The 14781-nt window shown below is 63.9% G+C and carries 11 protein-coding genes and 1 tRNA gene; 2 read left to right on the top strand and 10 right to left on the bottom strand.

The genetic code is table 11. From position 1 onward, the window contains the following. Positions 1-94: 94 nt before the first annotated feature. Positions 95-694 (bottom strand): nucleotidyltransferase family protein, encoded by a 600-nt coding sequence (locus tag C5689_RS12535; RefSeq protein WP_167398719.1) that lies wholly within the window; start codon positions 692-694, stop codon positions 95-97. A gap of 89 nt (positions 695-783) precedes the next feature. Here C5689_RS12535 and C5689_RS12530 point away from each other — a divergent pair, with 89 nt between their 5' ends. Further along, entirely contained in the window at positions 784-1566 is a 783-nt protein-coding gene (locus tag C5689_RS12530) for a HesA/MoeB/ThiF family protein (protein WP_108917606.1), read from the top strand. On the opposite strand, the gene C5689_RS12525 is transcribed toward C5689_RS12530, so the two are convergent. The 9 genes from C5689_RS12525 to secA all read right to left on the bottom strand — a co-directional run bounded on the left by C5689_RS12525 (position 1550) and on the right by secA (position 14023). After that, on the bottom strand, positions 1550-1900 hold the full coding sequence (locus C5689_RS12525; RefSeq protein WP_108917605.1) for a RidA family protein: 351 nt from the start codon (positions 1898-1900) through the stop codon (positions 1550-1552). The genes C5689_RS12530 and C5689_RS12525 overlap by 17 nt on opposite strands. A 473-nt stretch (positions 1901-2373) precedes the next feature. After that, positions 2374-3909 (bottom strand): acyl-CoA carboxylase subunit beta, encoded by a 1536-nt coding sequence (locus tag C5689_RS12520; RefSeq protein WP_108917604.1) that lies wholly within the window; start codon positions 3907-3909, stop codon positions 2374-2376. Between the two features lie 61 nt (positions 3910-3970). Continuing rightward, a complete protein-coding gene (locus tag C5689_RS12515) occupies positions 3971-4627 on the bottom strand; it encodes a COG3904 family protein (RefSeq protein WP_108917603.1) in 657 nt (218 codons plus the stop codon). A gap of 116 nt (positions 4628-4743) precedes the next feature. Beyond that, positions 4744-4819 (bottom strand) — tRNA-Val (locus C5689_RS12510). A 186-nt stretch (positions 4820-5005) separates the two neighbouring features. Next, a complete protein-coding gene (locus C5689_RS12505; RefSeq protein ID WP_108917602.1) occupies positions 5006-5290 on the bottom strand; it encodes an HU family DNA-binding protein in 285 nt (94 codons plus the stop codon). Between the two features lie 284 nt (positions 5291-5574). After that, complete coding sequence (lon, locus tag C5689_RS12500; protein WP_108917601.1) at positions 5575-8001, bottom strand: endopeptidase La; 2427 nt, start codon at positions 7999-8001, stop codon at positions 5575-5577. A 289-nt stretch (positions 8002-8290) separates the two neighbouring features. Beyond that, entirely contained in the window at positions 8291-9556 is a 1266-nt protein-coding gene (gene clpX / locus C5689_RS12495) for an ATP-dependent Clp protease ATP-binding subunit ClpX (RefSeq protein WP_018266556.1), read from the bottom strand. Between the two features lie 323 nt (positions 9557-9879). Next, positions 9880-11100, bottom strand: a complete 1221-nt coding sequence (locus tag C5689_RS12490) for a 6-phosphofructokinase (RefSeq protein ID WP_108917600.1) — start codon at positions 11098-11100, stop codon at positions 9880-9882. A 97-nt stretch (positions 11101-11197) separates the two neighbouring features. Next, entirely contained in the window at positions 11198-14023 is a 2826-nt protein-coding gene (secA, locus tag C5689_RS12485; protein ID WP_108917599.1) for a preprotein translocase subunit SecA, read from the bottom strand. Positions 14024-14262: 239 nt separating this feature from the next. Here secA and C5689_RS12480 point away from each other — a divergent pair, with 239 nt between their 5' ends. Then, positions 14263-14556, top strand: coding sequence for a GIY-YIG nuclease family protein (locus C5689_RS12480; protein WP_108917598.1), 294 nt, complete (start codon positions 14263-14265; stop codon positions 14554-14556). Positions 14557-14781: the final 225 nt, after the last annotated feature.

Below are 14781 nucleotides of genomic sequence, written 5' to 3'. Positions count from 1 at the left end.
GGCGGTCCTTGCGGGACAAAGCGCCGAATCAGCGCCTGTTCAAGGAAAGTCTGCGACGGCGTTTTATGCAAGCGCGAAAACGCTTTCACGCGGATCACGCGTGTGTTTCGGCGATGGTGAGAAAGGGCCAGCGCGCGCGAAGGCTCGCGGCTTTCGCCGCGAACAGCTCCGGCCGCAGATTGAGCGGATTGGGGCGCAGCACGCCGGCGAAAAGATCGTCGAGACGCGCCGGCGCATAGAGCTCCAGCGCGCCGTCCACACAGCGCGCGGCGACACGCGTGCATTCGATGAGAAAACGATCGACGCCATCGGCGCTGCTGCGCAGCTGCGGATAGCCCGGACCGAAGCGCTCGCCATACCAAAGATGCACGCGCGCCTGATTCTTCAAATCGACGCGAATCGGAAGATCGGCGAAGAGCGCGCGAGCGCGGCGAATGACGCGATCCTCCGCATCATAGGAGAGATCGTCGTCGAAATAGAAAATGTCGTAATCGAATATGTCCTGCGTCGCCGGCCGGCCGTAGTCGAGATTCCAAACCGTCTGGAACAGGCAGCCGGCGACGAGCCAGACGTCGGCGAGCCGAAGGGTCGGCAGACGCTCCAGGATGACGGCATTGTGCGGATTGCTCTGGATCGCCGTAGCGAGACGCTCCTGCGCCTCTGGCGCCGGGGGGTCGAGGGGAGGCCGCGTCATCTTCTCCTCCGATTTCGCGCTCGCCGCGAAGCTGCTAAATATTACGACGAACGCGGCCGCCGCGTGAGCTTCGGCGCAGGAAAAACGACATGAGCCTCTCGGCCGAAGAAATCGAGCGCTACGCCCGCCACATCGTCCTGCGCGAGGTCGGCGGGCCCGGCCAGCAGCGGCTGAAGAAGGCGCGCGTGCTCGTCGTCGGCGCCGGCGGGCTCGGCGCGCCGCTGCTGCAATATCTCGCGGCGGGCGGCGTCGGCGTGCTGGGCATTGTCGATGACGACGAGGTCTCGCTGTCCAATCTGCAGCGGCAGGTGATCCACCATACCACCGCCGTCGGGCGACTGAAGGTGGACAGCGCCAAGGACGCCATCCATCGGCTCAACCCGCATGTGCATGTCGAGCCCCATGCGCTGCGCCTCACCGACCAGAATGCGCGAACATTGATCGCGGACTACGACATCGTCGCCGACGGCTCCGATAACTTCTCGACGCGCTATCTCGTCTCGGACGCGTGCTTCTACGAAAAAAAGCCGCTCGTCACGGCGGCGGTCGGCGGCTTCGACGCCTCGCTGACGACGCTGCGCCCCTTCGAGAGCGACGCTGCGGGCAAGCCCAATCCGACCTATCGCTGTCTCTTCCCCGCCGCGCCGCCGCCGGGCGCCGTGCCGAGCTGCGAGGAGGCCGGCGTGCTCGGCGCGCTCACCGGAATCGTCGGCGCGATGATGGCGCTGGAAATCATCCGCGAGATCGTCGGCTTCGGTGAGGGGCTGGTCGGGCGCCTGCTGCTGATGGACGCCCGCTCCATGCGCTTCGAGACCCTGCGCTACGCCTATGATCCGGACAATCCGCTGACCGGCCTCACAGCGCCGCGATGACGGCGATCTCGACCTTGTAATCGGGCGTGACGAGCTTCGCCTCGACAGTGGCGCGAGCCGGCGGATTGCTCTTGTCGACCCAGACGTCCCAAACCGAGTTCATCTCGGCGAAAGTCGCTATGTCGGCGAGGTAGATCGTCGCCGAGAGAATCTTCGCCTTCTCGCTGCCGGCCTCCTGCAGAATCGTGTCGATGAGTCCGAGGATCTCGCGCGTCTGATCGGCGACCGCGCCGCCCTTGGCGGCGTCGGCGACCTGGCCCGCCGTATAGATCACGCCGCCATGCACGACGGCCTTGCTCATGCGCGCGCCGGCGCCGATCCGCTTGATGGACATTTCCGTTTCTCCGAAGGTTGCGAGTGGAGCCGCAGGCGGAGGGCGCCGCGCTTTATAGGCAGTAGCTATCTATCGAATGAAAAGCTCTATCGCGCCTCTACAGACACAAAGAGCGGGGACGGCCCTTGCCTCTCCCCACTCTTTGGTACCCGTCCTTTGACCGGACTCGTCGATAGGCGCCATCCGCGAGAATAGTGTGGAGCGTCTCGCGAGACGTGCAGAGTTCCGGCGTCCTCCCCGACTTGGACCTCAGCCAGCGATTGTCGAACGCTTTCTGCGTTCAAATGTTTTTAGCCAGCTCGGCGAAAGGGACATTATGACAGGCCGAATGCTTTGTCATCTGAAAAAGCCCGCCGCTGGAATGAAATTGTGCGGCGGGCGCCCGACTTCGGGGCAGGCTGTTCTCCGCTCGAGCGGAAAGGCGCGCCGGCCCACCCGGGGAGCCGGCGCGCCGACCTATCCGAAAGGATGGGTCAGAGCGGGATGTTGTCGTGCTTCTTCCAGGGGTTTTCCAACTCCTTGTGGCGCAGCAGGGCCAGCGCGCGGGCGATGCGCTTGCGCGTCGCGCTCGGCATGATCACCTCGTCGATATAGCCGCGCTCGGCGGCGACGAAGGGCGACAGGAAGCGATCCTCATATTCCTTGGTGCGCTGGGCGATCTTCTCGGCGTCGCCGATATCGGCGCGGAAGATGATCTCGACCGCGCCCTTGGCGCCCATGACGGCGATCTGCGCCGAGGGCCAGGCGTAGTTCACATCGCCGCGCAAATGCTTGGAGGCCATGACGTCATAGGCGCCGCCGAAGGCCTTGCGCGTGATCAGCGTCACTTTCGGAACAGTGGCCTCGGCATAGGCGAAGAGCAGCTTGGCGCCATGCTTGATGAGGCCGCCATATTCCTGCGCCGTGCCGGGCAAGAAGCCGGGAACGTCGACGAAAGTGACGATCGGAATATTGAAACAATCGCAGAAGCGCACGAAGCGCGCCGCCTTCTTCGAGGCGTCGATGTCGAGCACGCCGGCCAGCACCATGGGCTGATTGGCGACGAAGCCGACCGTACGGCCCTCGATGCGGCCGAAACCGACCACGATATTCTTGGCGTGCGTCTCCTGAATCTCGAAGAAATCGCCCTCATCGGCGATCTTCGTGATCAGCTCTTTGATATCATAGGGCTTGTTGGGATTGTCGGGGACCAGAGTGTCGAGCGAGGCGTCCAGGCGCTCCGCCTCGTCGAAGCTCGGCCATTCCGGCGGCTCCTCCTTATTGGAGGAGGGCAGGAAGTCGATGAGCCTGCGCATCTGCAGCAGCGCCTCGACGTCATTGTCATAGGCCTTGTCGGCGATGGAGCTCTTGGTGGTGTGCACAGAGGCGCCGCCCAGCTCCTCGGCCGTCACCGTTTCATTGGTGACGGTCTTCACCACATCCGGGCCGGTGACGAACATATAGCTCGTGTCGCGCACCATGAAGATGAAGTCGGTCATGGCCGGCGAATAGACGTCGCCGCCGGCGCAGGGGCCCATGATGACGGAAATCTGCGGAATGACGCCCGAGGCCATCACATTGCGCTGGAACACCTCGCCATAGCCCCCGAGCGCCGCGACGCCCTCCTGAATGCGCGCGCCGCCGGCGTCGAACAGGCCGATGATCGGCGCCCTGTTCTTCAGCGCCATATCCTGCAGCTTGGTGATTTTCTGCGCGTGGGTCTCCGAGAGAGAGCCGCCGAAGACGGTGAAATCCTTGGCGAAGACGAAGACGGCGCGGCCATTGACCGTGCCCCAGCCGGTGACGACGCCGTCGCCGGAAATTTTCTCGCCCTTGTCCATGCCGAAATCGGCGCAGCGGTGCTCGACGAACATGTCGAACTCCTCGAAAGAGCCGTGATCGAGCAGCAGATCGATGCGCTCGCGCGCCGTGAGCTTGCCGCGCGCATGTTGCGCGTCGATGCGCTTGACGCCGCCGCCGAGACGCGCCGAATCGCGCCGCTGCTCGAGACCATCGATGATATGTTTCATGGAACGACCAATCCTGCCGGTTGAGTGGATGCGCCGAGGAGTTCCCCGCTCGGCGGCTCTTTTACAGCTTTGGCGAGCCGAGACGCCAGCGGGCGATCTCGGCGGCGGAAAGAAGATGGACGCGATCGGGCGAGGTGCGCTCGGCCAGCGCGATCAGATCCTGGCTCACGCCCATGGAGGCGCTGTAGCGGGCCAGAGTGCGGCGCATTCCGCCATCGTCGTAGCGGCGCTCGCGCAGCGTCTCGCCGCTCCTCGGATCGACGCCGTCGACATAATTGAACATGCGATGCACGCCGACCCGGCTCTGGCGCGGAATCACCCGTTTGCGGCCGCCCATCAGCGCATAGACGCAAGCGGAATAGCAGCGCCCGGAAACGAGCGCGCCGCTCTCCGGCTCGACGCGCGCGACGATCACCGCCATGCCGAGCCGGCGCAGCGCCTGCCCGAGCTGCATGGAGGCGACCACGCGGCCGCCGGGCGAATCCAGCAGCACGATGCTGCGCAGCTCGGTCTCGCGCCCCTGCTCGCGCAGAAAGCCGACAAAAGCGTCGGCCGTGTCCTCGACGATCTCGCCCTCCGCCACGATGACGCGCGGGCAATGCTCGGCGCAATGATCGTTCGCCGTCGTCGCGAGACGGAAGGACATCTCCTCGGCCTTGGCCGAAGCCGCCGCGCTCAGCGCGGCCGAGACGAGGAGAAGGACGAAATTACGGCTCATGCTGTCGGCGCTGCGTCCTCGATCCCCGAAGCGGCCATTCGCCGCCCTTTGTCGCCGCCCTTCGCCGGCGGCCGAATGCTCTGCCGCTCGCGCGGGCCTCTCCCGAAATCGCGGCATGGTGGGCGGTGACGGGCTCGAACCGCCGACCCTCTCGGTGTAAACGAGACGCTCTACCGACTGAGCTAACCGCCCGCGCGTCGACCAGGATCGACGCCGCATGTTTTAGGGGAGGGCGCCCCCTCCGCGCAAGACGCGTCGCGCGAGGCGAGAGACGACAATGCCGCCGGCGACGGTCGCGCCCCGGCGGCGAGCCTGAATTCCAGTCGAAAGGGGCGAGCGGCGGCGGAGCCTGCCTGCTCGGCCGGTTTGCGCTTTCGGCTATTTGGTCTTGTTGAGCTCGGCTTTGAGCGTGGCGCCGGGCTTGAAGCGGGCGCTCGTGGAAGCGGGAATCGTGATCTCTTCGCCGGTCGCGGGATTACGGCCCTTGCCCTCCGCGCGCTTCTTGACCGAGAAAGTGCCGAAACCGACGAGACGCACCTCTTCGCCCTTCTTGAGAGCCAGGGTGATGCCGTCGATCACCGCATCGAGGGCGGCGGCGGCGGCGGCCTTCGACGTTTCGGTCGCCTCGGCGACATGCTCGACCAGTTCCAATTTATTGACCATGGTCTCATCCCTCCTGCTTCCGCCGGGAGCCGGTCGTCGACATGGGCTGAGCGCCGAAAATCGAGCGGCGTCGAATCGCTCGGACCCGGCACAGTGGAGTGATGTGCTGGAATCTCAGTAAAAGCAAGGGTTAGAAGAAAGCGCGACGCCGGAATCCCTGGAATTCCGGGCGCCTGAGGGCAAGATGCGCTGGAAAGGGGCGGAAACCCGGGCGTTGCGCGGACTGGCGCGAGGCCGGGCGGCCCCTCCCCCGCGGCAAAGCCGCAGGCGAGGGGCCGGAGCCTTCAGTGGGCGCGCACGCCGGCCGCGTCGTCCTCGACAACTGTCTTGGCGATCTGAGCCGCGGGCTCCTCCCAGACGATCGGCGTCGGCTGACGCACGAGCGCATGAGCGAGCACCTCGTCCATTCGCGAGACCGGCACGACCTCGAGGCCATTCTTCACCGAGTCCGGAATATCGGCCAGATCCTTGGCGTTCTCTTCCGGGATCAGCACCTTCTTGAGGCCGCCGCGCAGCGCCGCCAGCAGCTTCTCCTTCAAGCCGCCGATCGGCAGCACGCGACCGCGCAGCGTGATCTCGCCGGTCATGGCGATGTCGCGGCGCACCGGAATGCCGGTGAGGATCGAGACGATCGTCGTGGCCATCGCCGTGCCGGCCGAGGGGCCGTCCTTGGGCGTCGCGCCTTCCGGCACATGCACATGGATGTCGCGGCGGTCGAACAGAGGCGGTTCTATGCCGAAATCGACGGCGCGGGAGCGCACGTAAGATGCGGCGGCGGAGATCGACTCCTTCATCACATCCTGCAGATTGCCGGTGACGGTCATCTTGCCCTTGCCGGGCATCATCACGCCCTCGATCGTCAGCAGCTCGCCGCCGACGCCGGTGACCGCGAGGCCGGTGACGACGCCCACCTGATCCTCGAGCTCCGCCTCGCCGTAGCGGAACTTATGCACGCCGAGATAATCGGTGATGTTGTCATTGGTGACAAAGACCTTCTTGCCCTTCTCCTTGGAGAGCAGAATTTCCTTCACCGCCTTGCGGGCGAGATTGGATATCTCGCGCTCGAGATTGCGCACGCCGGCTTCCCGCGTATAGCGGCGCACCAGCGTCAGCAGCGCCTCATCATCGATCGACCATTCGTCGGCGGCGAGGCCGTGCTTCTTCACAGCATTCGGAATGAGATGCTTGCGCGCGATCTCGGCCTTCTCGTCTTCCGTATAGCCGGCGATGCGGATGAGCTCCATGCGGTCCATCAGAGGCGCAGGGATGTTCAACGTGTTCGACGTCGTCACGAACATGACATTGGACAGATCGTAATCGACCTCGAGATAGTGATCCGCGAAAGTCGCGTTCTGCTCGGGATCGAGCACTTCGAGCAGGGCGGACGACGGATCGCCGCGGAAGTCCATGCCCATCTTATCGATCTCGTCGAGCAGGAAGAGCGGATTGGACGTCTTCGCCTTGCGCATCGACTGGATGATCTTGCCGGGCATGGAGCCGATATAGGTGCGGCGATGGCCGCGAATCTCCGCCTCGTCGCGCACGCCGCCGAGCGACATGCGCACGAACTCGCGGCCCGTGGCCTTGGCGATCGACTTGCCGAGCGAGGTCTTGCCGACGCCGGGCGGGCCGACGAGGCACAGGATCGGGCCGGTCAGCTTATTGGCGCGGCTCTGCACGGCGAGATATTCGAGAATGCGCTCCTTGACCTTCTCGAGGCCGAAATGATCGGCGTCGAGCACGCTCTGCGCCGCCTCGAGATCGCGCTTGATCTTGGACTTCTTGCCCCAGGGCAGCGCCAGCAGCCAGTCGAGATAATTGCGCACCACCGTCGCTTCCGCGGACATGGGCGACATCTGGCGCAGCTTCTTGAACTCGGCGACGGCCTTGTCGCGCGCCTCCTTGGAGAGCTTGGTGTTCTTGATGCGCTCCTCGAGCTCGGCGAGATCGTCCTTGCCGTCCTCGTCGCCCAGCTCCTTCTGGATCGCCTTCATCTGCTCGTTGAGATAATACTCGCGCTGCGTCTTCTCCATCTGGCGCTTGACGCGCGTGCGGATGCGCTTCTCCACCTGCAGCACGGAGATCTCGCTCTCCATCAGCGCGAGGCATTTCTCCAGGCGCTTGGCGACGGCGATCGTCTCCAGAACATCCTGCTTCTCGGCGATCTTCACCGAGAGATGCGAGGCGACCGTGTCGGCGAGCTTGGAGAAATCGTCGATCTGCGTGACCGCAGCGGCGATCTCCGGCGAGACCTTCTTGTTGAGCTTCACATAAGAGTCGAACTCGGCGATGACGGAGCGGCCGAGCGCCTCTACCTCGACGGGCTGATCGATCTCGTCGCCGAGCGCCTCGGCGTCGGCCTCGTGATATTCATCGACGCGGGTGTAGTTGCGCACCTTGGCGCGGCCGACGCCTTCCACCAGCACTTTGACAGTGCCGTCGGGCAGCTTCAGCAGCTGCAGCACGGAAGCGAGCGTGCCGATGGAATAGATCGCGTCGGGAGCCGGATCGTCGTCGCCCGCATTCTTCTGCGTCGCGAGCAGAATGAGCCGCTCGGACTTCGTCACCTCTTCCAGCGCGCGGATCGACTTGTCGCGTGCGACGAAGAGCGGAACGATCATATGCGGAAAGACCACTATGTCGCGCAGCGGCAGAACCGGATAACTCTCGATTGCGCCGGGAACGATGGAATTGCGCTTTTCGTTCGTCATGTCTTTTTTCCTGTTCCGTTTCGCTCCCCGCGGGGGAAGCGGGGCGAGGCGACGCTCTGACGCAAAGGGACGCTTCTGACGTTAAAGGGACGCTTGCAAGTTCCAGGCCCGACAATCCGGCGGAAATCCGCCTTCTTAAGAGACCCGCTCACGCACGAACGGCGTCGAAGGCGATTACGCAACAAATGGGCCTAGTGGCAGAACGATTCAAGATACTGAAAAATCAGACGCATGTAGCAGGTTGGGCGGGAGCTGCGAAAAAGATCGCGCTCTCCCGCCCAAAAAAGCGTCAGGCGCTCGCGCCGCCGCTCTTCTCGTTGCGCTCTGCGTAAATGTAGAGCGGACGCGCCTTGCCTTCGACGACCTCGGGGCCGATGACGACCTGCTCGACGCCCTCGAGGCCCGGCAGCTCGAACATGGTGTCGAGCAGAATGCCTTCCATAATGGAGCGAAGGCCGCGCGCGCCGGTGTGACGCTCGATCGCCTTGCGGGCGACGGAAGAGAGCGCCTCGTCCTGGAAGGTGAGCTCGGTGCTCTCCATCTCGAACAGCCGCTGATACTGCTTGACCAGCGCATTCTTCGGCTCGGTGAGGATGCGCTTCAGCGCCTCCTCGTCGAGATCCTCGAGCGTCGCGATCACCGGCAGACGGCCGACGAATTCGGGAATCAATCCGAACTTCAGCAGATCCTCGGGCTGCACATGGCGGAAGATGTCGCCGGTGCGGCGCTCGTCCGGCGCCTGCACATTGGCGCCGAAGCCGATGGAGGTGCCGCGGCCGCGCGAGGAGATGATCTTCTCGAGACCGGCGAAGGCGCCGCCGCAGATGAAGAGAATGTTGGTCGTGTCGACCTGCAAAAACTCCTGCTGCGGATGCTTGCGCCCGCCCTGCGGCGGCACGGAGGCGATGGTGCCTTCCATGATCTTCAGCAGCGCCTGCTGCACGCCCTCGCCCGACACATCGCGCGTGATCGACGGATTGTCGGACTTGCGCGAGATCTTGTCGATCTCGTCGACATAGACGATGCCGCGCTGCGCGCGCTCGACATTATAGTCGGAGGCCTGCAGCAGCTTGAGGATGATGTTCTCGACATCCTCGCCGACATAGCCCGCTTCGGTGAGTGTCGTTGCATCGGCCATTGTGAAGGGCACGTCGAGGATGCGCGCCAGCGTCTGCGCCAGCATCGTCTTGCCGACGCCGGTCGGGCCGATCAGCAGAATATTGGATTTCGCCAGCTCGACGTCGCCATGCTTGGCGGCGTGATTGAGACGCTTGTAGTGATTGTGCACGGCGACCGAGAGCACTCGCTTGGCCTGCGCCTGGCCGATCACATAATCGTCGAGGACCTTGCAGATCTCGCGCGGCGTCGGAATGCCGTCGCGCTGCTTGACGATGGACTTGTTCTCCTCGCGGATGATGTCCATGCAGAGCTCGACGCATTCGTCGCAGATGAAAACCGTCGGACCGGCGATGAGCTTGCGCACCTCATGCTGGCTCTTGCCACAAAATGAGCAGTAGAGCGTGTTCTTCGAATCGCTGCTGCCGACCTTGCTCATGTCTCGTCTCCTGACCGATCGGCCCGCTGTGGCGAATCGAACCAACCTCACTCGATATCAGCGAGGGCCTAACAAAAGGTGCAAACAGGCCCTGGCCCGCCGCTCTCCCCCGTCCCCCAGCCTCCGGCGTCTACCGCGGATGCCAGTCTATAAGTCCCGGCCCGCAATGCAACCACGACGCCCGCATATAAATCAAGCAAGAATCGCGCCTTGGGAAGAGGGCCTGCGCCTTTTCTCGGCGCCTCCCCCTTCTAAAGAGTAAATTCCCTGGAAATCAAGCTCTTGACCCAGGGCGTCGCCAAATGTGCGACAGTCTCGAGACGTTACGTTCTCAGTTTTTTGGCGACAGGATTCAAGCGGAGCCTGTACGCATCCGGCATTCCCGAGCCGAGCAGAGGACGCAGATAAAGCCGGAAGGCGTCAGTGACATCCGTGCCATCCGCGGTCAGAAACTCGGCCGGCATCACCTTGGTCTTGCCGGCGACCTCCAAGAGCGGCGTGAGCCGATAATCCACAGAGTAGAATCCCGTGCGGTGTATCGTCACGGAGCCGTCGCGATCGCCCCAGAGCGCGAACTGCACCGCCTTCTCGCCGACCTCGCGCGCCTCGCGCTGATCCACATCGGAGACGCAGCCGACGAAGCTGCGCTGCACATAGCCGAAAGTGTCGGCGCGCACGCGCTTCAAGCCGAGCTTCGTCTTGACGAGCTCGGTCAGCATATCGGCGAGAGCGCCGCCGCCCAGATGCACATTGCCATGCGCGTCCTTCTCCACTTGCTCGGCGAGCTTGACCGCGATCGGCGTGTGGTTCTCATCGGAGATTCCCTCCGAGACCGCCACGACGCAGCGCCCATATTTGTCCATCGTCGCTTTGACGTCGGCGAGGAAACGCTCCGTGTCGAAGACGCGCTCGGGAACATAGATGAGATGCGGCCCGTCATCGGGGAATTTCTTGCCGAGCGCGGAAGCCGCGGTGAGAAAGCCCGCATGGCGGCCCATGACCACGGCGATATAGACGCCGGGCAGCGCCCAATTGTCGAGATTGGCGCCGGCGAAGGCCTGCGCCACCCAGCGCGCCGCCGAGGGAAAGCCCGGCGTGTGATCATTGATCATCAGATCATTGTCGATCGTCTTCGGAATATGCACGACGCGCAGCGGATAATCGGCCTTGATGGCTTCCTCGGAGACGATGCGCACCGTGTCGGAGCTGTCATTGCCGCCTATGTAGAAGAAGCAGCCGATCTCATGCGCGCGCAGCACCTCGAAGATCTCGTGGCAATATTTGAGATCGGGCTTGTCGCGCGTCGAGCCCAGCGCCGAGGAGGGCGTGCAGGCGACCATCTCGAGATTATGCGTCGTCTCCTGCGTCAGATCGACAAAATCCTCATTCACGATTCCGCGCACGCCATGATAGGCGCCATAGATGCGCTCGACCGTACGGAACTTGCGCGACTCCAGCACGGCGCCGACGAGAGACTGATTGATGACGGCGGTCGGTCCGCCGCCTTGCGCGATGAGGACCTTGGAGAAATCGATCTTCGACACGAGGGCTCCTATGGAAAGGCAATAGCAGTGGGCAATCGGGCGGCGGTGGAGCGGTCGTTCGTCCGACTGCCGACTGCCTATTGCCCCCTGCCTCTCTTCACACCAATGCGCCGTGGCAGTGCTTGAACTTCTTGCCCGAGCCGCAGGGGCAGGCCTCGTTGCGGCCGACCTTGCCCCATGTCGCGGGATTGGCGGGATCGCGCACGGCATCGGCCTCCGCCACCGCGCCGCCGACCATCGCCGACGACGAGAAATCGGTGGCCGCGAGCCGGGCGTTGAGCTCGGCGAGCGCGCTCTCGCCGCCGCCGGCGGCGGTCGGATCCGGATGGACATATTCCATGGGCGGCAATTCGGCCGGAGCCGGCGGCGCCTCGAAGGAGACCTCGACCCGCATCAGCTGCGAAGTGACGGTCTCGTCCCAATGCGTCATCAGGCTGCGGAACAGCTCCAGCGCCTCGGACTTGTATTCGTTGAGCGGATCGCGCTGCGCCATGCCGCGCCAGCCGATCACCTGGCGGAGATGATCGAGCACGACGAGATGGTCGCGCCACAAATGATCGAGCGCCTGCAGCACCACCTGCTTCTCGATCATGCGCGAGAGCTGCTCGGTGTTGCGCTCGACGCGCTCGGCGTAGGACTGGTTCGCCGCGGCGAGCAGGCGCTCCTTGATCTCCTCGTCGGCTATGCCTTCTTCCTTCGCCCAATCCTCGATCGGCAGATCGAGATTGAGCTGCGCGCGCGCCGCCTCGGCGAGGCCCTCGGCGTCCCAGGCCTCGGCATAGGCGTCATGCGGAATATGCTTGGCGACGAGCTCGGCGACGACATCCTCGCGCATCTCGTTGACCGCCTCCGCGACGCTCTCCTCCGCCATGATCTCGCGCCGGCGCTCGAAGATCACCTTGCGCTGGTCGTTCATGACATTGTCGAACTTGAGAATGTTCTTGCGGATGTCGAAGTTGCGCGCCTCGACCTTGTGCTGCGCCTTCTCCAGCGCCTTGTTGATCCAGGGATGGACGATCGCCTCGCCCTCCTGCAGGCCGAGCTTCACCAGCATCGACTCCATGCGCTCGGAGCCGAAGATGCGCATGAGATCGTCCTGCAGCGACAGGAAGAACTTCGAGCGGCCGGGATCGCCCTGACGGCCCGAGCGGCCGCGCAGCTGATTGTCGATGCGGCGGCTCTCGTGCCGCTCCGTGCCGATGATGTAGAGGCCGCCGGCGACGAGCGCTTTCTCCTTGAATTCGGCGATCTCGGCGCGAATCTCGGCCTCCTTCGCCTCGCGGGCGGCGCCCTCGAGGCCGGCGCATTCCTGCGCAACGCGCATCTCTATATTGCCGCCGAGCTGAATGTCGGTGCCGCGGCCGGCCATGTTGGTGGCGATGGTGATCGCGCCCGGCACGCCGGCCTCGGCGACGATATAGGCTTCCTGCTCGTGGAAGCGCGCGTTGAGCACGGCGAACTGCCGCGACGGCTGGCCGCTGCGCGCCGCCTCATAGAGCTTGGCGAGCGCCTTTGTCGGCTCGGAGAAGTCGATCTGCTTATAGCCCTTGGAGAGCAGGAATTCGGCGAGCTGCTCGGATTTCTCGATCGACGTCGTGCCGACGAGCAGCGGCTGCATTTTGGCGTTCGCCGCCTCGATCTCGCTCGCGATGGCGTCGAGCTTCTCGCGGCCGGTGCGATAGACCTCGTCGTCCTCGTCGATGCGCTGCACCGGACGGTTGGTCGGGATTTCGATGACGTCGAGCTTGTAGATCTCGGCGAATTCGTCGGCTTCCGTCGAGGCCGTGCCGGTCATGCCGGCGAGCTTCTCATAGAGGCGGAAATAATTCTGGAAGGTGATGGAGGCGAGGGTGACGTTCTCCGGCTGGACCGTCTGCCGCTCCTTGGCCTCGAGCGCCTGATGCAGCCCTTCCGAATAGCGCCGGCCCGGCATCATACGGCCGGTGAACTCGTCGATGATGACGACCTCGCCCTTGCGGACGATGTAATCCTTGTCGCGCTGGAACAGCTTGTGCGCGCGCAAGCCCTGATTGACGTGGTGCACGAGCGTGACGTTCTGCGCCTCGTAGAGCGCGCCGTCGGCGAGCACGCCGGCCTCGGCCAGCAGCTCCTCCATATGCTCATTGCCGGCCTCCGTCAGATTGACGGTGCGCTGCTTCTCGTCGAGCTCGTAATCTTCCTTGTCGAGCTTGGGGATCAGTCTGTCGATGGCGTTGTAGAGATCGGATTTGTCGTCGGAATGGCCGGAAATGATGAGCGGCGTGCGCGCCTCGTCGATGAGGATCGAATCCACTTCGTCGACGATGGCGTAGACATGCGGGCGCTGCACCATTTGCGCCAGCTCATATTTCATATTGTCGCGCAGATAGTCGAAGCCGAACTCGTTATTAGTGCCATAGGTGATGTCGCTGGCGTAGGCGTCGGCGCGCTCCTCGTCCGAAATATCATGGACGATGACGCCGACGCTGAGGCCGAGGAAGCGATAGACCCGGCCCATCCATTCGGCGTCGCGGCGGGCGAGATAGTCGTTGACGGTGACGACATGAACGCCGCGGCCGGGCAGCGCATTGAGATAAACCGCGAGCGTCGCCACCAGCGTCTTGCCCTCGCCGGTGCGCATCTCGGCGATGGCGCCCTCGTGCAGCACCATGCCGCCGATCAGCTGGACGTCGAAATGCCTCTGGCCGAGCACGCGCTTGGCCGCCTCGCGGACGGTGGCGAAGGCCGGGACCAGCAAATCGTCGAGCCGCGCGCCGTTCGCGAGCTGTTCGCGGAACTCTTCGGTGCGCCCACGCAGCGCCTCATCGGACAAAGCAGCGAGCTCGGGCTCCAAAGCGTTGATCGCCTTGACCTTCGGCTGATAGGTCTTGAGCCGGCGGTCGTTGGCCGAGCCGAAAATCTTCTTGGCGAGAGCGCCGAGCATGCGCAAACCTTTCTAGATGAGCCTCCGGCGATGAGCCGGCGGAGGCCGCCTTTTCGCACATGTTCCTTTCGATTTGCCAATTTCTTTTCGAAAGGTCGGCGGGCGCGGCCGCGCGCTCGCGCTCACGGCTGTGGCGCGACGACGGGCGAGAGATAAGAGGCCGCCGAACCCTTGTCAATGTAAGGGCGCGACCGGTACGGTTCGAGCTTCGGAGCGGGCTCGATCCGGGGAAAAAGCTGATGGATCGGCTCTTTTGGGTCTATATTCTGGCAAGCCAGCGCAACGGCACGCTCTACATCGGGATCACCAACAACCTCTCCCGCCGCGTCTTCGAGCATAAGCGGAAGCTCACGCCGGGGTTCACATCGCGCTATGGGGTCGACATGCTCGTCTTCTACGAGTCCTATACGGATGTGACGGAGGCGATAGCCCGCGAGAAAAGCTTGAAAAAATGGAACAGGGCCTGGAAGCTGCAATTGATCGAGCGCATCAATCCCACATGGCGTGATCTCTATCAGGATCTCAACAGGTGAACCGATTTGATCGCAACGCCCGTCATTCCCAGCGAGCCGAAGGTCCAACCGGGAATCCAGGGCAGCCGCCCGACTCTACGCGACGCCCCTGGATTCCCGGCCCTCGCTCTGTGAGCGCCCGGAATAACATCGCCCCCGGAACGCCCCCCTGCCCGCGTCATTCCCGGCGGGCCGAAGGCCCGACCGGGAATCCAGGGCAACCACGCGACTCTACGCGACGCCCCT

It is taken from the genome of Methylosinus sporium (genome assembly GCF_003113265.1).
GTDB classification, from domain to species: domain Bacteria; phylum Pseudomonadota; class Alphaproteobacteria; order Rhizobiales; family Beijerinckiaceae; genus Methylosinus; species Methylosinus sporium.
Note: the sequence above shows the minus strand (reverse complement) of the source record. Positions and strands in the feature narration are given on the sequence as shown.

What these genes read in the sequence shown, in the direction of transcription:
- C5689_RS12535 (WP_167398719.1), bottom strand. Translation starts at nt 694, where the DNA reads ATGACGCGGCCTCCCCTCGACCCCCCGGCGCCAGAGGCGCAGGAGCGT.
- C5689_RS12530 (WP_108917606.1), top strand. Translation starts at nt 784, where the DNA reads ATGAGCCTCTCGGCCGAAGAAATCGAGCGCTACGCCCGCCACATCGTC.
- C5689_RS12525 (WP_108917605.1), bottom strand. Translation starts at nt 1,900, where the DNA reads ATGTCCATCAAGCGGATCGGCGCCGGCGCGCGCATGAGCAAGGCCGTC.
- C5689_RS12520 (WP_108917604.1), bottom strand. Translation starts at nt 3,909, where the DNA reads ATGAAACATATCATCGATGGTCTCGAGCAGCGGCGCGATTCGGCGCGT.
- C5689_RS12515 (WP_108917603.1), bottom strand. Translation starts at nt 4,627, where the DNA reads ATGAGCCGTAATTTCGTCCTTCTCCTCGTCTCGGCCGCGCTGAGCGCG.
- C5689_RS12505 (WP_108917602.1), bottom strand. Translation starts at nt 5,290, where the DNA reads ATGGTCAATAAATTGGAACTGGTCGAGCATGTCGCCGAGGCGACCGAA.
- lon (WP_108917601.1), bottom strand. Translation starts at nt 8,001, where the DNA reads ATGACGAACGAAAAGCGCAATTCCATCGTTCCCGGCGCAATCGAGAGT.
- clpX (WP_018266556.1), bottom strand. Translation starts at nt 9,556, where the DNA reads ATGAGCAAGGTCGGCAGCAGCGATTCGAAGAACACGCTCTACTGCTCA.
- secA (WP_108917599.1), bottom strand. Translation starts at nt 14,023, where the DNA reads ATGCTCGGCGCTCTCGCCAAGAAGATTTTCGGCTCGGCCAACGACCGC.
- C5689_RS12480 (WP_108917598.1), top strand. Translation starts at nt 14,263, where the DNA reads ATGGATCGGCTCTTTTGGGTCTATATTCTGGCAAGCCAGCGCAACGGC.